The organism is Bifidobacterium callitrichos DSM 23973, from assembly GCF_000741175.1.
Taxonomy (GTDB): Bacteria; Actinomycetota; Actinomycetes; order Actinomycetales; family Bifidobacteriaceae; genus Bifidobacterium; species Bifidobacterium callitrichos.
The window spans coordinates 16,719-37,293 of record NZ_JGYS01000017.1; the positions used below are offsets into that span (position 1 = coordinate 16,719).

A 20,575-nucleotide genomic window follows, 5' to 3' on the forward strand; every position below is an offset into this window, starting at 1 on the left:
ATACTACGTAGTATGGTGATGATCAAGAGCTATGACAACGTATGCACGAAGTGGTGCGGAATGTAACGCACTGTTCATGTATGGGTTGAAGCGCGGCCAATATCGCGCCTTATCATGGTCAGGGAAGTTCCATCCCGGAAGGACAAAAAGAAACATGACCGAGATCACTGCACCGAAGTCTCCCGTCACGGCTGAGCAGTTCGCCGACGAGATTCGTGAACAGCTGAAGTACACCCAGGGCGTCACCCCCGAGCAGGCGACCGCCGCCGACGTCTACGTCGCCGCCTCCAAGGCCGTCCGCAACCACCTCGCGGACTCTTGGTTCAAGACTCAGGCTGATATGGTCAACGGCAACACCAAGGCCGTCGGCTACTTCTCCGCCGAGTTCCTCATGGGCAAGCAGCTTGAGAACGCCCTGCTCAACGCTGGCCTGACCGATCAGTTCGACTCCGCCGTCGAGGCCCTCGGCTTCCAGCCGAAGGACATCGTCGACGCCGAGTACGAGCCGGGCCTCGGCAACGGCGGCCTCGGCCGTCTCGCCGCCTGCTACGTCGACTCCCTCGCCTCCCTTGGCGTGCCGGCCTTCGGCTACGGCATCCAGTACCGCTACGGCATCTTCAAGCAGACGTTCGACGAGAACGGCAAGCAGGTTGAGACCCCGGACTACTGGCTGAACAACGAGGAGCCGTGGGGCCACATCGACTACAACCGTGACCAGAAGGTCTCCTTCGGCGGCGAGGTCGTCGAGGAGAACGGCAAGAAGGTCTGGAAGCCGGCCTGGTCCGTGCGCGCCGTCCCGGTCGACTACCTCGTGCCGGGCTACAAGTCCCAGCGTGTGAACACCCTGCGCCTGTGGACCGCCAAGTCCTACGACGAGTTCGACCTGCTCACCTTCAACAAGAGCGAGTACCTCGACGCCGTCAAGCCGCAGGTCAAGGCCGAGGACATCTCCAAGGTCCTGTACCCGGAGGATTCCACCAAGGTCGGCAAGGAGCTGCGCCTCGAGCAGCAGTACTTCTTCGTCGCCGCCTCCCTGCACGACGCCATCCGCGTCTTCTACCCGGGCCAGGACAAGCCGGATCTGACCACCTTCCCGAACAAGATCACGTTCCAGCTCAACGACACCCACCCGGTCATCGGCATCCCGGAGCTCATGCGCATCCTCATCGATGAGTACGACTACGACTGGGACACCGCGTGGGACATCACGGTGAAGACCTTCAACTACACCTGCCACACCCTGCTGCCGGAGGCCCTCGAGGTCTGGTCCGCCGACCTCATCGGCGAGCTGCTGCCGCGTCACCTCGAGATCATCGAGAAGATCAACGAGCAGTTCGAGGACGAGCTCAAGGGCAAGGGCGTCGACGACGAGACCATCGAGCGCATGCGCATCTACACCGGCGACTCCGTCCGCATGGCCTACCTCGCCACCTACGGCGGCTCCCACGTCAACGGCGTGGCCGCTCTGCACTCCCAGCTCCTCAAGGACGTCACCCTCAAGGACTTCTCCGACGTCTACCCGGACAAGTTCACCAACGTCACCAACGGCGTCACCCCGCGTCGCTTCATCAAGCTCGCCAACCCGGGTCTGTCCGACCTCATCACCGAGGGCCTCGGCACCGACAAGTGGCTGTCCGACCTTGAGCTGCTGCAGGGCCTCGTCCCGCTGGCCAAGGACGACGAGTTCGTCAAGAAGTTCGCCGCCGTCAAGCAGGCCAACAAGCACTCCTTCGTCGGCTTCGCCAAGCAGCACTACGGCATCGACGTCGACGAGAACACCCTGTTCAACACGATGGTCAAGCGTCTGCACGAGTACAAGCGCCAGAGCCTGAAGATCCTGGCCACCATCTCCCAGTACGCCGCCATCAAGAACGGCTCCGCCTCCGTCGAGGACCTGCAGCCGCGCACCGTGTTCTTCGGTGCGAAGGCCGCCCCGGGCTACTACCTGGCCAAGATGACCATCGAGCTGATCAACAACGTCTCCCGTGTCATCAACAACGACCCGGACCTCAAGGGCAAGCTCGCCGTCTACATGCTCCCGAACTACAACATCGAGATGGCCCAGAACCTCATCCCGGCCACCGAGCTCGACGAGCAGATCTCCCAGGCCGGTAAGGAGGCCTCCGGCACCGGTAACATGAAGTTCGCCCTCAACGGCGCTCTGACCGTCGGCACCCTCGATGGTGCGAACGTCGAGATCCGTGAGCGCGTCGGCGCCGAGAACTTCTTCCTCTTCGGCATGACCGTCGACGAGGTCGAGGAGCAGTACGCCAACGACTACGATCCGGCCAAGTACTACGAGGCCGATCCTCGCCTGAAGCACGCCATTGACCTCGTCGCCAACGGCACCTTCTCCAACGGTGACCGCAACGCCTACGCGCCGCTCGTCGCCGACTGGCTGACCAAGGACTGGTTCATGACCCTCGCCGACTTCACCTCCTACGTCGACATCCAGTCCGAGATCGAGAAGCTCTACCAGGATCAGCTCGAGTGGAACCGCAAGGCCCTGCTCAACGTTGCGAACTCCGGCTTCTTCAGCTCCGACCGTTCGATCGAGGATTACCTCAAGGACATCTGGCACACCGGCCCGCTCGCGTGATTATGGAGTGTCCTCGTCGGCGCAGAGGGTTCGACGTACCTTTGTACGCCTTCACCCTCTGCGCCTAGAGGCCACACGCATAATCACCCGCTCGCGCGTGACGTGAGTTAGGAGCTAGGAGATAGCGACTGAGTGATAACGAAAAGGTCCCGCAATCCATTTGAGATTGCGGGACCTTTTCGTATATCCGTAATATTGCGCTGTGGCGGTGCTGATCAGGCTTCGGCGGGAGCGGCCTCGGGAGCGTCGTCGGCCGGGGCGGCCTCGTCCTTGGCCTTGTCGGCCTTCTCGGCCTTGTCGAGACCCAGGTCAACCGGCGAGGAGCTGTTCTCCCACGGCTCCTCCCACGGATCGTAATCCGGGTTCTGCTGCTTGTAGATGTACAGGCCCACCACGCCGGCGAGCAGCGCACCAAACAGCAACGCAAAGAACTTCCAACCGTTCGAGGACTTGTTCTCCATGACGGCTCCTTTCCCATTCTCGTCGCCCTGTTCGTTCAGTGACGACCTTGCTTCCCCATCATAGGCACGTTTTTGTGAGGATCGGGTGTGAACGCGCCCAAGGCATCTCCTCCCGATAGACTGATCCCATGCGCATGAATCTACCGAAATTCCCTACGAGACAGCAGATCGCCTACGAGTGGAGGAACAACGGCCCGGTGGTCACCAAGGCGCTGGTCGCCGTGTGCGTGGCGGTGTGGCTTGTCGAGATACTGCTGCGACTGCTCTCGCCCGCCCTGTTCAACGAGTTCATCGGCTCCGGCATGGTGATGCCGTTCACGCTGTTCTCCCGTCCGTGGACGTGGTTCACGTCGATGTTCCTGCATGCGCCGAACATCATGCACATTCTGTTCAACATGATCGCACTGTATTCGGTCGGCCCTGAGCTGGAACGCATGATGGGCCACTGGAAGTATCTCGTGCTCTACCTGATCTCCGGATTCGGCGGCGCGGTGGGCCTCGTCGTGTGGGCCCGCGTGACCGGCAATTGGATGATGGCCGCGTATGGTGCGTCGGGCGCGCTGTTCGGCCTGTTCGCCGCGATTCTGGTCGTCTATCGCCGCATCGGGGCCGATATCAATTCGATGCTGGTGTGGATGGCGGTCAACTTCCTGTTGCCGTTCGTGGTCGGAGGCATCGCCTGGCAGTCGCACGTCGGCGGATTCGTGACCGGCGGCGTGCTCACGTGGCTGCTGGTCGCTGGGATTCCCGCATTGCGCCGCCGTTCGTTCAACCAGCGCATGTGGATCTATGGGGGAGCGGTGGTCGTCGCGCTCGTCGCGATCGCGATGGTGTGCCTGATGTCGATCGCGTGATCGCGTCGCTAGGGGGGGGGTGTCACCTGTGTGTAGTGGCGGGCGATGGGGCTCGCCACTACATGTAGTGTGAATTACAACCGTGTGGTTTTCCACAATCTGTGGAAAAGAGTGTGGATAACTTGGGGATAACGGCGGGCATATGGTGGAAAACAGGTGTGCATAACCCCATTTTGAGTGCCAAATCGGCGGAATTTCAACGATTGTGAATTGTGGATATGTGCACAACAGGTTATCCACAATTGCACATTCGGGGTGCTTGGGGGGTATATAGGGGGTGTCTGGGGGTGTACAGGTGGATAACTCGGGCCGTCGAAAGGCTGTCCGGAGGCTGTATATGCCGCAAATCGTGTGCATAACGCGCCTCGATTGTGGATAACTCCACGATATCCAGTGGCTAGTTTGGGGATAACCACTACGTATCAGTGGAAAAGCAGTGCACAATCAGTGGATAAGTGGTGGATAACTTGTGGATAATGATCCACAATCGCTGGAATTTCAACGATTATCACTGTGGATAACCTGTGGATTACTCATTATGCATATGTGCACATATCCACATACTCACCTGTGCGGGGGTACAGCGGAGAGGAAGAGGAAGCATCGGAACGCTGCAGGTACGACAAGGGGCCGGAACCGTTGATAACGGTCCAGCCCCTTGCCTGATACCTGTTCAATACTGCCGGCGATTATTATCGCACCGGCTGAAAGATCGACGGGCTCAGCGCCACCACATCGTCATGATGAAGCCGATCATGATGATCACGAAGCCGATGAGCAGGTTCCAGGCACCGATGTTCGGAATCGGGTAGTTGGAGGTCAGGTAGTAGGTGACGACCCAGATCAGGCCGATCACCATCAGGATGCAGAACAGCGGCACGAACCAGCGCGGGTTCGACTTGGTGCCCTTGATCGTCTCCTCGACGCGGCGGGTGTTCTCCTCCTGGCGCGCCATCATGCGCTGCATCTGAGGGGTCATCGAGGACTTGTCGGCGGTGGCGTTGAGGACGGCCTCGACCTTGTCCATGTCGACGAGACCCGCGGTATCCGCGTCCGTCGTCTTCTCCGTATCGGACTGCCAGTCCTTCTGTCCATTCGAGTTGTTGTCCAGCTCTTCGTCAGCCATCAGCGTAGTCTCCATTCAAGTTCTATAGGCTAGAAGTCATAATAGTGGTTACACTCGAACGCGGCGAACAATCCCGAATAATGGTGATCATACTGTACAACGCGGGGCCGTATGCATAGATAGGCCGCGGATGCACTGGGATGATGGACTGGGATTGATGGATCGGGATTCCGGCGTGAAGGAAAGGCGGCGGCCATGGCCAGACACAGAGGTGGACGGCACAGTGTGAAGCGCTCCTTCGCGGGCGGCATCGCGGTTATGCTCGTCGTCGCGCTCACCGGATACCTGTTCATGACGAATCTGCGATTCAATCGCACCGCCACCGTCAACTCGGACACCGCCGGGCTCATCGAACAGCGTGTGGACGAGGTCAACAAGCTCAACGCGGAAGTCGAAAAGCTCAGTGCGGACGTGAGCACGATGACCGATCTCGTCGCGAAGAACGGCAGCGACGCCACCGCCGACGACGCCGGTTCCGGCGCGACCCTGCCCGCGGTGGACGGTGCGGGCGTCGCCGTCACGCTCGACGATTCGCCGATGTGGGAGCAGGCGATCGACTCCTCCGGTTCCAGCGAGGACATCGACAAGTACGTGATTCACCAGCAGGACATCGAATCGGTGATCAACGCGCTATGGGCGGGCGGCGCCACGTCGATGTCGTTCATGGACCAGCGCATGCTGTTCAACTCCGCCGTGATCTGCTCGGGCAACGTCGTCTCGCTGCACGGCAAGAAATACTCGCCGCCGTTCACGATCTACGCGATCGGCGATCAGGACAGCCTGATCAAGGCGTTGGACGATTCGCCCGCGATCGGCATCTATAAGCAGTACGTCAGCGCGTTCGGCCTCGGTTGGAAGGTCGAACGGAAGAAGAATCTGCATTTCGACGAGACGGCGTCGCTGCTGCAGCCGCTCACCTACGCCTCGGTGCTGGGTGATGCGTCGGGCACGTCGGGCGATGATACGGCCGGAACAAGTGGCGCGTCCGGCACGAACGGCACAGACACGGGCACGCAGGGGGAGTAGGCATCGATGAAGCACAGCGCGAACAGGGCGGCGAACAGGAACGTACGTGGCGGCAGGCGGTCATCGGATGACATGACCACTCGCATGACCGCCGGTGCGGCCTCGGGCTCCCGCCGCAATCCCGTATGGCAGATGATCGGCATCATCGCGGAGATCCTCATCACGATGGCCGTGGTCTGCGCGCTGTATATCGTGTGGCAGATGTGGTGGACCGGCGTCATATCGGAACGCACGCAGGTCGAGACGCGCGAGCAGGTGTCGTGGGCGACCCCCGGCACGTCGACCGCGGGCAGCACGGGCAGCACGGACGGTGCGGCAGGCAACGCGGACAGCACGACCACCATCGCCAAGGCGCAGTCCGGTGACGCCCCCGTACAGCCGAGCAGCGCCAGCTACGGCGATCTGGTCGCCGAAGTGTACATCCCGCGATTCGGCGAGGGATGGCAGCGCAACATCGTCGAAGGCACCGATGCGGAACAGCTCGCCCGCCACGGGCTCGGCCACTACCAGAGCACGCAGATGCCCGGTGAGATCGGCAACTTCGCGATTGCCGGCCATCGCTCCGGCTACGGCGAGCCGCTCGGCGACATCGACAAGCTCCAGACCGGCGATCCGATCATCATCCGCACGCAGGACTACTGGTACGTGTACACGTACACGAAATACCAGATCGTCGTCCCGACCGACGTGTGGGTGGTCGCGCCGAACCCGACACCCGATTCGTCGGATCCGAACGCGAAACCGACCAAGCGCATGATCACCCTGACCACGTGCGAACCGAAATACACGACCGCCACGCACCGCTGGATCGCATGGGGCGAACTCAAATACTGGGCGAAGGTGTCCGACGGCATCCCGCAGGAGCTCGCCTCCACCGACTCGGCCGGCAAGATCAGGTTCGCAAGCACGAACACCACCACCATGTCGTTGCCCGCCCGCCTCGGCTCGCTCACGCCGTACGTGTTCGGCTCGCTGGTGATCTGGGCGGTGCTCGCGATCGCGGCGGCCGTCGCCTGGCAGTGGCCGCTGATCGCCGACATCCGTTCGGGTCGTCGCCGCAGGCCGGACGCGAGCATCTACGGTCTGCTCTGGCGACTCCAGCCCGGCATCCTGCCGATCCGCGTGGTCCTCACCGTGCTGCTCGCCGCGGCCGCGGTCGGCGCGCTGTTCCAGTGGACGTTCCCCTGGGCCGCCGCCAACATCCCGATGCTGCAGCAGATGAGCAACTACGTGGCCGTCCAGCAGTAGCCGCATTACACTCGCAGTAGACTTTGGGCAGCAGACGCAATTCATGAAGGAGCCATCGTGACCGATTCCGCGCACATCCTTGTGGTCGACAACTACGATTCGTTCGTCTATACGATCGTCGGATACCTGAAAACGCTCGGTGCCACCGTCGACGTGGTGCGCAACGACGCCGTCGACCCGTCCGACGAGCACGTGACCGACGGCTACGACGGCGTGCTGATCTCCCCCGGCCCGGGAGCTCCGGCCGAATCCGGCGCCAGCGAGGACATGATCCGCCTGTGCGCCCGCCAGAACAAGCCGATGTTCGGCGTGTGCCTCGGTCTGCAGGCGCTCGCCGAAGTGTACGGCTGCACGGTCGATCACGCGCCGACGATCATGCACGGCAAGACCAGCCTCGTCGAGCACGTCGATGACGAGATCTTCGCCGGAGTCGCCAACCCGATGACCGCCACCCGCTACCACTCGCTCGCCGTCGAGCCCGATTCCGTGCCGGACACGCTCGAAGTGACCGCGTGGACGCAGGGCGATCACATCGTGCAGGGCATCCGCGTCAAGGGCAAGCCGATGTACGCCGTCCAGTTCCACCCCGAATCCGTGATGACCCAGGACGGCTACCGTCTCCTGGCCAACTGGCTCGCCGTGTGCGGCCAGACCACCGCCGTAGCCAACTCCGCCGGCCTCCAGCCCAAGGTGAACAAGTAGATCAGCCTCGCCCCAAAAGGGCTTTTTCATTGCCGGAACGGTGGTATTTCAACGATTCCAATCCGTTTCGTCAATCCAGCCGCCCTCCATTACGATATGTCTCGGCCGTCCGCGCGGGACTCAGCGCGGACGAGACCGATTCCGGCTCTGAATCCCGCGAACTCGGGGGATTCAACGTTAACCACCCCGGTTTCTCGCACTGAATCCTCCGGGAACTTCCACGCACCGTCGCGGGAACCTAACACCTCCCCTCCCACGTTCCCTTGGAAGTTTTGGTTAAGTCCCCAGATTAGAGTCAGCGCTTCGCGCCTGAGGTGGTGGTTCCGGTGCCGGACCCGGTGCCGGAACCGGACGACCCGGATCCGTTCGAGCCGGAGCCGCCTTCCGTGGTGCCGCCATTGCCGGTGCCGCCGGTTCCTGAGCCGTTACCGGTTTCACCGCCGGTCGTGCCGCCGCCGGATCCGTTCGTTCCAGGCCCGGGGGTGGGCGTGGCGACCGTGGTCAGGGTGATCGTATCGCCCTTCTGCGCGGTGGAGCCGCTGTTCGAGCTCTGCGTGATCACGCGGTCGGTGGATCCGGTGGATCCGGTCTGGCTCACGGTCAGGCCGAGCGCCTCAAGCTGCGCCTTGGCGCTTTCGTAGGTCTCGCCGATGACGTTCGGCACGGTCACCGGCATCGAGCCCTTGGATACGATGAGGCTCACGGACGTGCCCTGCGTCACGGACATGCCGGACGACGGGTTGACGGCGATCACATTGCCCGAAGCCACGGAATCGCTGTACTCCTCGGTGATCGTCACGCCGGTGAAGCCCGCGTTCTTCAGCGCCTCGACCGCGGCGTCCTTCGACTGGCCGACCAGTCCGTCGGGCACCTTGGCCATGCCGGAGGAGACGTAGAGCATCACGACGGTGCCCTTCGGCTCGGACTTGCCGGCCGCCGGGTTGGTGCGCGTGACCTTGTCGCGTGCGATCGAGGCGCTGTCCTCGGTCTGCACGCTCGTGCCGACCTTGAATCCGGCCGATTCGAGCGCTGCGCGGGCCTCGGACTGGGTCATGTCGGTCACGTCGGGGACCTTCGTGTTCTGCGGTCCGGTGGAGAACCAGACGCGCACGGTCGAACCGCGTGCGGCCTTGGCGCCGCCCTGCGGATCCTGCTTGGTGAACGTGCCTTCGGGCTCGGTCGAATCGTTGTCGTCGACGGCCTTGAACTTGAATCCGGCCGCCTCGATCTTCGCCTCGGCCATGTCCTTGGTCATCGACGAGGTGATCGTCGGCACGGTGGCCATCTGCTCGGTGGCCGCCTCGTTGCCCGAGATCAGGAACCATGCGCCGAGGCCGATCAGCATCGCCACGGCCAGGGCGATGAGCGATCCGATGACGATGCGCTTGCGCTTGCGGGCCTTGAGGGCCGCCGCGCGCTGGGCCGCGCGGGTCTGCGCCATCGTGGAGCTCGCCGCCGGACGCACCTGCTCGAACTGTCCGGTGACCGGGTTGAACGCCTGCGTGGACGAACCGTTCGCATCCGGGTTGAGCGGCACGGTGGCCGCATCCTGCTCGGCCTGCTTGCGGGCCTTCATGTTCGCCAGATCGGTGAGCGGGTTGAACGCGGCCGCGACCGGCACGCCGCCGTTCATGAACGTCAGAATGTCGTTCTTGAACTCGGCGGCCGTCGCGTAGCGGTTCTGACGATCCTTGGCCATCGCCTTGGCGCAGATCGAATCCCACATCTTCGGCAGTCCGGGCACGACCGCGGACGGCGGGGTCGCGACCTCGGAGACATGCTGGTAGGCGATCGCCACGGCGGAGTCGCCGGTGAACGGCGGACGTCCGGTGAGCATCTCGTAGAGCACGCAGCCGGCCGAGTACAGGTCGGAGCGCATGTCGACGGTCTCGCCGCGCGCCTGCTCGGGGGAGAGGTACTGCGCGGTGCCGACGACGCCCTGCGACTGGGTCATCGTCGCGGCCGAGTCGTCGAGCGCGCGGGCGATGCCGAAGTCCATGACCTTGACCATGCCCTGGTCGGAGATCATGATGTTGCCGGGCTTGATGTCGCGGTGGATGATGCCCATCCGATGCGAGTATTCGAGCGCGTTGAGCACGCCGAGCATCACCTGTTCGGCGTCGCGCTGGGAGAGCGGGCCGTTGGCACGGATGATGTCGCGCAGGGTCTGACCCTTGACGTACTCCATCACGAGGTACGGCAGACGTTCGGGCTGGCCGTTCTCGCCGGTGATGATCTCCTCGCCCGAATCGTAGATGTTGACGATGTTCGGGTTGTTCATCTGCGCGACGGAGTGCGCCTCGCGGCGGAATCGCGCGAGGAAGATCTCGTCGTTGGCAAGGTCGGAGCGCATGATCTTGATGGCGACGGTGCGTCCGAGACGCGTGTCCATCGCCACATGCACTTCGGCCATACCACCGCGGCCGATGAGCTGGCCGAGCTGGTAACGGCCGTCGGCGAGTGCAGAGGGCATGCTACTCATTGCTGCTCCTTCCAAACATGCGTCGGCTCGAATCGTTCTGTGTGTGCTGTTCGCCGGTGATCGGCGTTGCGTCCGGCACCGTGCCGCTGACGCCCGGCGTGGTGACCGTCACGCGTGCGTTGGCCAGCGGGATATGCGGCATGCTGGTGATCCTGCGCGGCAATCGGCCGCCGCTGCGGGCCATGATGCGCGTGGAGTCGTTGAGCTCGGTCTGCTGGTCGAGGAGTCGACGTTCGATGCGGGCCAGCGTGCGGGAGACGACGAGCGCGTCCTTGGGGCGGTCAAGCGGATCCTTGGCGAGCATCGACATGATGAACTCGCGCAGCTGCACGTCGACGCTCGCCGGCAGCGGAGGCACGGGGTCGTTGACGTGCGCGGCGGCGATGTCGACCGGGGTGGCGCCGGTGAACGGGCGATGCCCGCACAGGCCCTCGTATGCGACGACGCCGAGCGAGTAGATGTCCGACTGGGGCGTGGCCTGCTGGCCCTGCGCCTGCTCGGGGGAGATGTACTGGGCGGTGCCGACGACCATGCCGTCCTGCGTGATCTGCTCCTGGTTGGTGGAGTAGGAGACGCCGAAGTCGGTGATCTTCACCTCGCCGGTGTCGGAGACCATGATGTTGGCGGGTTTGACGTCGCGATGGATCACCCCGTGGGAGTGGGCGACGAACAGGCCGCGCGCGGTCTGGATGAGGATCGGCAGCAGCGTGAGCGGGTCCATCGCCCCCTGCTCGTGGAACAGGTCGGCGAGCGACTTCGACGGCACGTACTCCATGATGAGGAAGCCGATGCCGTCGTGTTCGTAGTATTCGAACAGCGCCGCGATGTTCGGATGCGCGAGATTGGCGGAATTGTGCGCCTCCGCGCGCAGTCGGCGCAGCTTGGCCTCCGCGTTCGAGAGGTCGGAGCGCAGCGCTTGATGGCGACGGGGCGGTTGAGCTGGATGTCCCAGCCCTTCCAGACCTCGCCCATGCCGCCCTTGGCGATCCGCGAGTCGAGGCGGTAACGGCGATGGATGAGCTGTCCTTCGATCAGTTTCATTGCTTGAGCGCCTCCTGGATGACGGTTCTGAAGATGGGTCCGGCCGACTGATAACCATAGCCGGTGGTGTTGTGCACGACGACGGCGACCGCGATCTGCGGGTCGTCGGCCGGGGCGAAGCCCATCACCCAGCCGTCGTTCGTGGCGTTGGTGGCACCGATCTGCGCGGTGCCGGTCTTGGCGGCGACCTTCACGCCGCTCACGCCGATTGTCGGAGCGTCCTTGGTGACGACCGACTCCATCATCTGCGTGAGCTTGTTGGCGGTGTCGGCGCTGAACGGCTCGCTCATCTCGCTCGCCTTGGTCTCGCTGAACACGGACAGGTCGCTGGCGCGCACGCGGTCGACGATCGTGGGGCGCATGAGCTTGCCGTCGTTCGCGATCGCGGAGGCGACCAGTGCGTTCTGCATGACCGTTTCGGTGACGTCGCCCTGGCCGATCGAGGCCAGCGCGAGCTTGTCGGCGGTCATCGTCGTGGTCGGGTAGTGCGAGGCGACGGCCTTCATCGGCGAGCCGGTCACGTCGGTGCCGTCGATGAGGATCGAGCTGCCGAAGCCGAGCTTCGAGGCCATGTCGGCGATCTTGTCCTGACCCAAGGCCACGCCCAGCTGGGCGAACGCGGTGTTCGACGAGTAGGTGAGCGCGTCCTCAAGGGTCATCGCTCCGTTCGAGCCGTTGGCGGCCGCGCTCGAGTTGGTCAGCGCGGTCACGGTGCCGGGCAGGATATAGCTCGCGCCGGCGGGAATCGACGTGGTGGTGTCGTATTTGCCGGTTTCGAGCGCGGTGGCCGCGACGATCGTCTTGAACGTCGATCCCGGCGGGAACAGCTGGCTCGTCGCGTTGTTGAGCATCGGATTGGCCGGGTCGCTCGTCAGGTTCTTGTAGTTCTCGGTGATCGTCTTGCCGTCGTGCGAGGCGAGCAGGTTCGGATCGTATGACGGCGTCGACACCATCGCGAGGATGCGTCCGGTCTTCGGCTCCATCGCGATGACGGCGCCGGTCTGGCCCTGCAGCGCGTTGTACGCGGCCTGCTGGAGCTTCGTGTCGATCGACGTCTCGATGTTGGCGCCCTTGTTCTCGCTGCCGGTCAGCGTCGATTTGACGCGCTGCCAGAACATCGTGTCCGACTGTCCGGAGAGCAGCAGGTTGCGCGACGCCTCGATGCCGCGGTCCGCGCGCTGGCTGATCGAGAAGAAGCCGGTGATCGGCGCGTACAGGGCGCCGTTCGTGTAGCCGCGCTGGTATTTGAACGCGTCGTTCGTGGCGGTCGACTGCGCGAGCACCGTGCCGTCGGCGGCGAGGATCGCGCCGCGCGGCGCGCCGAACTCGTGGTAGAGCGATCGCGAGTTGCGCGTATCCGCATTGAGCGAGGTGGAGCGGATCGCGGTGATGATCGTCGTGGACAGGCCGAGGATGGTGAACAGGACGACGACCGCGGTGAACAGCTGGCGCAGCATCTTGTTCATGAAGTTCATCGTGCGCCTCCCGTCAGGATGCGGCCGCCGGGGGTGCCCTGCTGGATCGCCTCGGTCTCCATAGCGTCGGAGGTGGCGGGCAGCGGCTCGACCCCGACCTCTTCGGCTTCGGCCTCCTCCGCCTTGGCGGCGGCCTTCTCCTGCTTGGCGACCTCAGCTTCGCGTTCCTTGAGCTCGTGATCGCGCAGCACGGCCAGCGCCTCGTACTGGAACGTGTCGGTGGACACCTCCGGCGCGGGCTTGTTGGCCGCGTTCGAGATGATGATGAGCAGCGTCGAGAGCAGATAGTTCGCGATCAGCGACGAACCGCCGGCCGCCATATACGGCATCGTGAGGCCCGTCAGCGGGATCACCAGCGTGATGCCGCCGACCACGGTGAAGATCTGGAACGCCATCGTGAACACGAGCCCGGAGGCGAGCAGCTTGCCGAAACCGTCCTTGACCTTCATCGCGGTGACGAATCCGGAGGCGATGATGATCATGTACAGCACGAGCACGGCCATGCAGCCGACGAGTCCGAGCTCCTCGCCGATGGACGCGTAGATGAAATCGGAATTGCCGAACGGCGTGAGGTTCGGCATGCCCTGGCCGAGACCGGTGCCGAGCAGTCCTCCCGCGGCGAGGCCGAACAGGCCGTTGACGATCTGGTAGGAGCCGCCCACGCGGTTGTAGAGCTGCGGGTCGAACGGGTGCAGCCACACCTCGACGCGTGCGCCGACGTGTCCGAAGATGCTGGCCGCCGCGACCGCGCCGACCGCGAATCCGATGAAGCCGATCACCAGCCAGCTGAGCCGGCCGGTGGACACGTAGAGCATGCCGACGAACATCGCGAAGAACATGAGCGAGGTGCCGAGGTCGTGCTGAAGCACGAGCACGCCCATCGAGGCGAACCACACGATGATGATCGGGCCCAGATCCTTGATGCGCGGCAATTGCAGGCCGAGCACCTTCTTGCCGCCGACGGCCAGATGGTCGCGGTGGTCGAACAGGTACGCGGCGAAGAAGAACGCGAGGAACAGCTTGGCGAACTCGCCCGGCTGGATCTGGCCGATGCCGGGAAGCTTGATCCAGATGCGCGCGCCGTTGATCTCCTGGCCGAGCACCGGCAGCATCGGGGAGAGCAGCAGCACCAGACCGACGACCATGCTCACGTAGGAGAATCGCCGCAGCAGACGGTAGTCGCGCAGGAACACGACAAGCAGCGAGCACAGGACGATCGCGATGCACACGAACTCCAGCTGGCGCTGCGCGACGGTCGTGCCCTTCTCATGATCGATGCGCGCGATCATCACCGCGCCGATGCCGGTGAGCATCACCACGCACGGCTGGAGCACCTGGCTCGCGTACGGCTGGAAGTGGTTGACCAGCGCCCAGAAGATCAGCGACAGCACGCCGCAGATCGTCAGCAGCGTGACGAACTTGGAGGGGACGGACCCTTCGGTCCGATAGAACATCTGATAGAACGCCATACCGCACAGCAGGAATGAGGCGAGCAGCAGTGCGATCTGGCGTAGGCGTAGGGCGATCATTGCTGAGCCCCGCCTTCCTGCGTCTGCGTCTGGGGTTGCGTCTGGGGTTGCGTCTGTGGCGTGGCAGATGAATCAGTCGACGCGCCGGAATCGCCGGATGCGCCGTCCGCCGACGTGCCGTCCGATGCCGTGCCGTCCGATGCCGTGCCGTCCGATGCCGCGGCCGCGGCCTCGTCCCTCTTCGCCTGCGCCTTCTGTAGCGAGGCGAGTTCGTCGCGGATCAGCTCGACGTGCGATTCGGCCTCCGAGTAGTTGTCGCGCACGATGCCCTGCTCCAGCTCCTTATGCCAGCTCGCCGGCAGCGCGCTCACCTTGATCGCGGTGCGCTTGACCTCGTGCGAGAGCGTGAGATTCGCGATGCTGGTGGGCACGCCCTGATAGATCGCGACATACCCGTCGGCCGTGCCGACGTAGTACTTCGACTGGCTGTAGCGGTACACGCCGAACAATGCTCCGGCGATCGCGGCCAGCACGAGCACGATGATCGCGATGATCGCCATGCGCCTGCGACGCCGACGCGCGCGATTCGTCTTGTGCAGCTTGACCTGCTCGGCACGGATGGCCTGCGCCACCTCCGGATCGTTCGGATCGGTGCTGATGCGCCCGTTGCTCTTCGTGACCACCGGGATCTCGCCGGTGTCCGGGTTCTTCGGGCGATCGCCGTTCTCCTCGCGCACCAGCGACGGCTGGACGACGCGCGGGGCCTCGTCCTTGCCCTGACCGGCCTGACCGCTCTGGCTGCCATGGCCCGCCTGACCCGACTCGTCGCCGGATGCGCCGGAGGTCGCAGCGGAATCCCCGCCGTCATGCGCATCACGCGCATCGTGCGCGTTGCGGGCGTCGTGCTGCGGCTTCTCGGCCGCGGCCAGAGCGGCCGCACGCTGGGCGGGGGAGTCGTCGTCGCGCAGCGCCGGAGCGGTGGCGATCGGCTCGTTGACGATGTCGGCGATCGGCTCGAGGCTCGCGCTCGCCGCGCCGCCCACCAGCGGCGTCTGATGCGGCAGATCGAAGGCGTGCGCGTCCAGCGTCATCGTGGCGTCGCCGATCACGGCGGTCACGTTGTCGGTGCTGCCGGCGCGCAGGGCCATGCTCACGAGCCGCTGCGCGCAATCGCCCGGATTGGAGACCTCGGTCATCGTCTCGGCGATCGTGGAATCCTCCAGCACGCCGCACAGGCCGTCGGAGCACAGCATCCAGCGGTCGGCCGCGTGCGCCTTGAACATGGCGATGTCCGGATGCGGGTCGATGTCGAAATCGCCCAGCACGCGCATCACGACGTTGCGCTGCGGATGGTTCTTGGCCTCCGCCTCGGTGATGCGCCCGGTGTTGATGAGATGCTGCACGTAGCTGTGATCCTGCGTCGCGCGGCTCAGCACGCCGTCGCGCAGCAGGTAGGCGCGCGAATCGCCGATATGCGCGAGCACCCAGTATCCGGCGACGAGCGCCACGGCCGTCACGGTCGTGCCCATGCCGGAGAGCTTGCGTTCGCGACGGGCCTTGCCGACGATCGCGTCGTGCGCGGCCATCACGGAGGTCTCCATCATCGAGGCGATCTCGGCGACGTCGTCGGTCACGTCGTCGCGTTCGATGTGCGCGAGCGAGCGGATCGCGATCGTCGAGGCGGTGTCGCCGCCGGCATGACCGCCCATGCCGTCGCAGATCGCGATGAGATGGGCGCCGGCGAACGACGAATCCTGATTGTTCGCACGCACCGTGCCTACGTCGGAAACGGTGGTGGAGCACAGGAACAGCTGCTGTGGATCGGTGGCGGCGGAGGAGTGCTGCGTCAACGGAAGGGTCTCGGCGGCATCCTGCGCATCCTGCGCGATGTGCCGGGGCAGCGATTGGGTCTGTTCGTTCTGTTCGTTGTGTGACTGGTCGGAGGAGGCGGACATACGGCTATCACCTCAACTCGAATGTCGTGGCGCCGATGCGTACGGGTACGCGGGCGGGAAGTACGGTGGGCACGGCCAGACGCTGGCCGTTGACGACGGTGCCGTTCGTCGAATTCAGATCCTCGATGGCCCACTGGCCGGAACGCGGATCGGGGTACAGGCGGGCGTGATGCGACGAGGCGAACTCGTCGTCGAGCACCACGGTGTTCGACGCGGCGCGGCCGATCGTGATCGCGTCGCCGGTCAGCGGCACGGAGGAGCCGGCCAGCGGTCCGTCGATGATCACCAGCAGCGACGGGGATGACACGCCGCCGGAAGACGTCGAACCCGACATGCCGGACGAGGCGGAACGGGACGGCGTGGCGCGCATCGCATCGGACGACGGCGCGACGACGGGCGTACCGGAGGCGACGGCCACGGCAGGAGCGTTGGCTCTACGGGAGGCGTGACGCTCCTTGCGACGGCGCGAGCGCGACGGGCGCGGGCTGAAGGACGAGATGTCCTGATGCAAGGAACGCACGGCGAGCCATACGAATACCCAGAGCAGGACGAGGAATCCATACTTGAGCAGTGCGAATGTCAGTTCGGTCATGCGATTCGACCTTTACCGTAACGGTAACGCCGTGCGGCGCTACTCCTGATCCTGGGAGGACGCCCAATACAGGATGCGGGTGCGGCCGATGGTGATGGTGTTGCCGTCCAGAAGCGTGGCGGCGGGCACCTGATGACCCTCCACGTACGTGCCGTTCGTGGAGCCCAGATCGCGGGCGATCACGCCGTTGGGGGTGATGTCGATCTCGAGATGCTTGCGGGAGATGCCCGGATCGTCGATGACGATGTCGCAGCCGGAGCCGCGGCCGATGATCGTCTTCTCCTTGGTGAGCAGGTACTGGCTGCCGTTGATCTCCAGCAGCGGGCTGTCCTGATTCTGATCGTCGGTGGTGACCGGAACCGCGTTGCCCTGCACCGAGGCGGAGGTGAGCTTGAAGCTGCCCTTGGTGAGCTCCAGATCCTCCTCGAAGATCACGACCACCGGGCCCACGAACGCGTAGTGCTGGCTACGCGCGTAGTTCGTGAGGTTGTCGGCCAGCTCGTCGGCGAGCGTCTCGCTGCCCCACTGTTCAATGCGGTCGAAATCGGGGGTGCTCAGCTTGAAGCGGTACTCGTTCGGGGCGACCGTGCGGTCGCGGCCCACCGGCATGGCCTCGTTGTCGATCTCGCGCTCCAGGGCGCTGGACAGGTCGACTGGCTGCAGATCCTTGGAGCCGAACTTCGAGAACACTCCGTTCACTGCGCCTTCGACGCTTTTCTCAAAACGGTCGAGAACGCTCATAGTCATCCCTTTCTATCCTTGACCAGTGTACGCATGGGTCGGAACGCGCCATATATTCGTGGTCAATACTTGCAAAAGCCACAAATCACCCCCGGTTGCCCCTGAAACCGCCATCGGAGCGCCATCCATTCACCCCCGGCGGCCTCGTAGCCCCGAAATCGCGGCGTATTTTAGGGATGAAGCGCCACCGTCGTCGATTTTCCGAATTTCTCACGCTGACCGGTTCCCCCGGGGGTTGGCTCCCGCGTGTAGCGTGGGGTGCATGGACGAAAACACTGCGATTGACGCAATCGAGAAGTTCCCACGCGCGAAGGCGCGCACGCTGCGATTCACCAGTGGCGCCCCGCGCTCCGCAAAGGCTCTGGGCGACGGCTCCATGGCCCTGTTCCTACGCTCCGACGGCCCCGAGGACCTCGCCACCTCCCTGTGGCTGAGCTGGTTCGACGCCGACGGCGACCACTATGAGACCAAGCTCGCCGACCCGCGCGAGCTGCTCGGCGCGAAGGCCGACAGCGAGGACGTGCCCGCCGAGGAGCGTGCCCGCCGCGAGCGCGCCCGCGAGGGCGGCACCGGCATCGTCGGCTATTCGGTCGATGCGGACGGCGATCGCGTGGTCTTCACGATCAACGGCCGACTGTTCCTCACCGAGATCGGCGACCCCGAGGATGCCGACAACGACGGCGATCTCGAGGTGCGCACGCGCGAACTGGCCGGCTCGTGGCTCGACGAGGATCCGGACCTGTACACCCCGGTCCTGAACCCGCGCATCAGCCCGGACGGCTGGCACGTGCTGTACACCACCGGCGAACACCTGATGCTCGTCGACATCGGCGACTGGCCGGGCGACGAGGACATCGACGAGGACGGCGACGCCGCCGAGGACGACGGCGAGCCGTTCGACGACCGCATCACCGCGATCTACGGCGTGTCCGTCGAGGACGAGGACGGCGAGCCGGCCGAGAACACGTGGAAGATCGGCCTGGCGGAGTTCGTCGCCGGCGAGGAGATGGATCGCTACGACGGCTTCTGGTGGGCGCCCGACTCGCGCCACGTGCTCTTCGAATCCTTCGACACCGCCGACGAGCCGATCTGGCACATCGCCGATCCGGCCGACCCGGAGAAGCCGGCCGCGCCCCGCCGCTACCCGCGCGCACTGACCCGCAACGCCGACGTGTATCTGACCGTCCTCGCCCTCGACTTCGACGAGGACGAACGCTACGCCGGCATCACCGGCAACGCCGACGTCGAATGGGATCGCGACACGTACGAATACGTCGCGGCCGTGAGCTGGACGAAGGGCCACGACCCGCTCGTGCTCGTGCAGAACCGCCGTCAGACCCGCGATCAGGTACTTGAGGTCGCGGTGAGCGAGGACGATCCGCTCGGCTCGACCCGCGTGCTCGAGGAGCACGCCAACGACCAGTGGATCGACCTCGTCTCCGGCACGCCGGCCCTGACGCCCGACGGCCGTCTCGTCTCGGCCCTCAACGACATGGAGGCGGACACGAACCGCCTCACCGTCGACGGCCATCCGTTCACGCCCGCCGGCTGGCAGGTGCGTCACGTGCTCGACGTGACCGACGACGACGTGCTCGCCGTCGTCCAGCGCACGCCCGAACTCGCGCCCGACGTGCCGGTCGAATGGCGACTCGCGACCGACGCCTCGGCGGTTTCCGGCGACGCCGCGCACATCGGCGATCACGACGCGCGCAGCTTCGACGTGGTGAGCTTCGGCTACGACGGGTCGATCACCCCGCTGACCGTGACGCCCGGCCTGTGGACCGCCAGCCGCGCCGGCGACGGATACGTGCTCACCGGACGCGACATGACCTCGCCCGACGTGCGCATGTCCCACTGCCTGACGGTCGTCGACGGCATCGAACCGGACGACCCGGAGGATGCGGACACGAACGCCGATCCGACCGACGACACGGCGCTCACCATCCTCACCGCGCCCATCGCCAGCCGTGCCGCACGCCCCGGCTTCACGCCGAACGTCACGTTCACGCGCCTCGGCGAACACGGCCTGTACACCGCGATCATCGCGCCGAGCCCCTCCAGCCCCTACTACGGCTTCGGACAGCTGCCCGTGCTCATGAAGCCCTACGGCGGCCCCGGATTCCAGCAGGTCATCGCCGCGCAGTCCTACTACTGGGAGGCGCAGTGGTGGGCCGATCAGGGCTTCCTCGTCGTCACCGCCGACGGACGCGGCACCACCGGCCGCGGACCGAAGTGGGATCGCGAGATCTTCGAGAACATGAAGGACGTGACGCTCGCCGACCAGATCGAAGCCGTCAACGCCCTGCCCGAGGCCATCGCGACGATCAACGACACGCGCGCGGACGAGACCGACGCCGACCGCGTCATCCCCGCGCCCGACCTCGACAGGGTCGTCATGATCGGCTGGTCCTACGGCGGATTCCTCTCCGCGCTCGCCGTCCTCGACGCGCCCGACGTGTTCCGCGCCGCCTGCGCCGGCGCCCCGCCCACCGACTGGACGCTCTACGACACGCACTACACCGAGCGCTACCTGGGACTCGACCCCGAGGTCTACCGGCGCAACGGCATCGTGCAGGACGCGCCCAGGCTCACCCGCCCGCTCATGCTCATCCACGGGTTCGCCGACGACAACGTGACCATCGCCCACAGCCTGCGCCTCTCCCAGGCGCTCATGGCCGCCGGACGCCCGCACACGTTCCTGCCGCTCACCGGCATCACCCACATGACCAACGACGAGACGGTCGCCGAGAACCTGCTCATCCTCCAGCGCGACTTCCTCAGGGACGCGTTGGCCTGAGCCGGTT

Annotated in this window: 14 protein-coding genes and 1 pseudogene; 6 read left to right on the plus strand and 9 right to left on the minus strand. The window is 64.8% G+C overall.

The window, feature by feature from the left end:
* The first annotated feature begins 154 nt into the window (after positions 1 to 154).
* Positions 155 to 2,599: a glycogen/starch/alpha-glucan phosphorylase gene (locus BCAL_RS09090; protein ID WP_043166645.1), complete on the plus strand. Its 2,445-nt coding sequence runs from the start codon at positions 155 to 157 to the stop codon at positions 2,597 to 2,599.
* Positions 2,600 to 2,814: 215 nt separating this feature from the next.
* Here BCAL_RS09090 and BCAL_RS09095 read toward each other — a convergent pair whose 3' ends face one another.
* On the minus strand, positions 2,815 to 3,060 hold the full coding sequence (locus BCAL_RS09095; protein WP_043166644.1) for a hypothetical protein: 246 nt from the start codon (positions 3,058 to 3,060) through the stop codon (positions 2,815 to 2,817).
* A 128-nt stretch (positions 3,061 to 3,188) separates the two neighbouring features.
* On the opposite strand from BCAL_RS09095, the gene BCAL_RS09100 reads away from it, so the two are divergent.
* Positions 3,189 to 3,914 (plus strand): rhomboid family intramembrane serine protease, encoded by a 726-nt coding sequence (locus tag BCAL_RS09100; RefSeq protein WP_043166643.1) that lies wholly within the window; start codon positions 3,189 to 3,191, stop codon positions 3,912 to 3,914.
* A gap of 721 nt (positions 3,915 to 4,635) precedes the next feature.
* Here BCAL_RS09100 and crgA read toward each other — a convergent pair.
* A complete protein-coding gene (crgA, locus tag BCAL_RS09105) occupies positions 4,636 to 5,040 on the minus strand; it encodes a cell division protein CrgA (protein ID WP_043166641.1) in 405 nt (134 codons plus the stop codon).
* Between the two features lie 195 nt (positions 5,041 to 5,235).
* Between crgA and BCAL_RS09110 the strand changes: the two genes are divergently transcribed.
* The 3 genes from BCAL_RS09110 to BCAL_RS09120 all read left to right on the plus strand — a co-directional run bounded on the left by BCAL_RS09110 (position 5,236) and on the right by BCAL_RS09120 (position 8,016).
* Positions 5,236 to 6,066, plus strand: a complete 831-nt coding sequence (locus tag BCAL_RS09110; RefSeq protein WP_052119233.1) for a DUF881 domain-containing protein — start codon at positions 5,236 to 5,238, stop codon at positions 6,064 to 6,066.
* 72 nt (positions 6,067 to 6,138) lie between these two features.
* Positions 6,139 to 7,314, plus strand: a complete 1,176-nt coding sequence (locus BCAL_RS09115; protein ID WP_238549676.1) for a class E sortase — start codon at positions 6,139 to 6,141, stop codon at positions 7,312 to 7,314.
* Between the two features lie 57 nt (positions 7,315 to 7,371).
* Positions 7,372 to 8,016 carry an anthranilate synthase component II gene (locus tag BCAL_RS09120; protein ID WP_043166639.1) on the plus strand — a complete coding sequence of 215 codons (645 nt, stop codon included), beginning with the start codon at positions 7,372 to 7,374 and terminating at the stop codon, positions 8,014 to 8,016.
* Positions 8,017 to 8,311: 295 nt separating this feature from the next.
* Here BCAL_RS09120 and pknB read toward each other — a convergent pair whose 3' ends face one another.
* The 7 genes and pseudogenes from pknB to BCAL_RS09155 form a co-directional block, all read right to left on the minus strand.
* Positions 8,312 to 10,498 carry a Stk1 family PASTA domain-containing Ser/Thr kinase gene (gene pknB, locus BCAL_RS09125; protein WP_081887399.1) on the minus strand — a complete coding sequence of 729 codons (2,187 nt, stop codon included), beginning with the start codon at positions 10,496 to 10,498 and terminating at the stop codon, positions 8,312 to 8,314.
* Positions 10,491 to 11,539, minus strand: a pseudogene (locus BCAL_RS09130) (serine/threonine-protein kinase). Before BCAL_RS09130 ends, pknB begins: the two are co-directional and overlap by 8 nt.
* A complete protein-coding gene (locus BCAL_RS09135; protein WP_043166699.1) occupies positions 11,536 to 13,005 on the minus strand; it encodes a peptidoglycan D,D-transpeptidase FtsI family protein in 1,470 nt (489 codons plus the stop codon). The pseudogene BCAL_RS09130 and the gene BCAL_RS09135 overlap by 4 nt, the downstream one beginning before the upstream one ends.
* A 5-nt stretch (positions 13,006 to 13,010) precedes the next feature.
* Positions 13,011 to 14,543 (minus strand): FtsW/RodA/SpoVE family cell cycle protein, encoded by a 1,533-nt coding sequence (locus tag BCAL_RS09140; protein ID WP_043166637.1) that lies wholly within the window; start codon positions 14,541 to 14,543, stop codon positions 13,011 to 13,013.
* Positions 14,540 to 16,438 carry a PP2C family protein-serine/threonine phosphatase gene (locus BCAL_RS09145; RefSeq protein ID WP_081887400.1) on the minus strand — a complete coding sequence of 633 codons (1,899 nt, stop codon included), beginning with the start codon at positions 16,436 to 16,438 and terminating at the stop codon, positions 14,540 to 14,542. Before BCAL_RS09145 ends, BCAL_RS09140 begins: the two co-directional genes overlap by 4 nt.
* Positions 16,439 to 16,445: 7 nt before the next feature.
* Entirely contained in the window at positions 16,446 to 17,030 is a 585-nt protein-coding gene (locus BCAL_RS09150; protein WP_043166636.1) for an FHA domain-containing protein FhaB/FipA, read from the minus strand.
* A 39-nt stretch (positions 17,031 to 17,069) separates the two neighbouring features.
* On the minus strand, positions 17,070 to 17,771 hold the full coding sequence (locus BCAL_RS09155; RefSeq protein WP_043166634.1) for an FhaA domain-containing protein: 702 nt from the start codon (positions 17,769 to 17,771) through the stop codon (positions 17,070 to 17,072).
* Between the two features lie 262 nt (positions 17,772 to 18,033).
* Here BCAL_RS09155 and BCAL_RS09160 point away from each other — a divergent pair, with 262 nt between their 5' ends.
* Positions 18,034 to 20,568 (plus strand): prolyl oligopeptidase family serine peptidase, encoded by a 2,535-nt coding sequence (locus BCAL_RS09160; protein ID WP_043166632.1) that lies wholly within the window; start codon positions 18,034 to 18,036, stop codon positions 20,566 to 20,568.
* Positions 20,569 to 20,575: the final 7 nt, after the last annotated feature.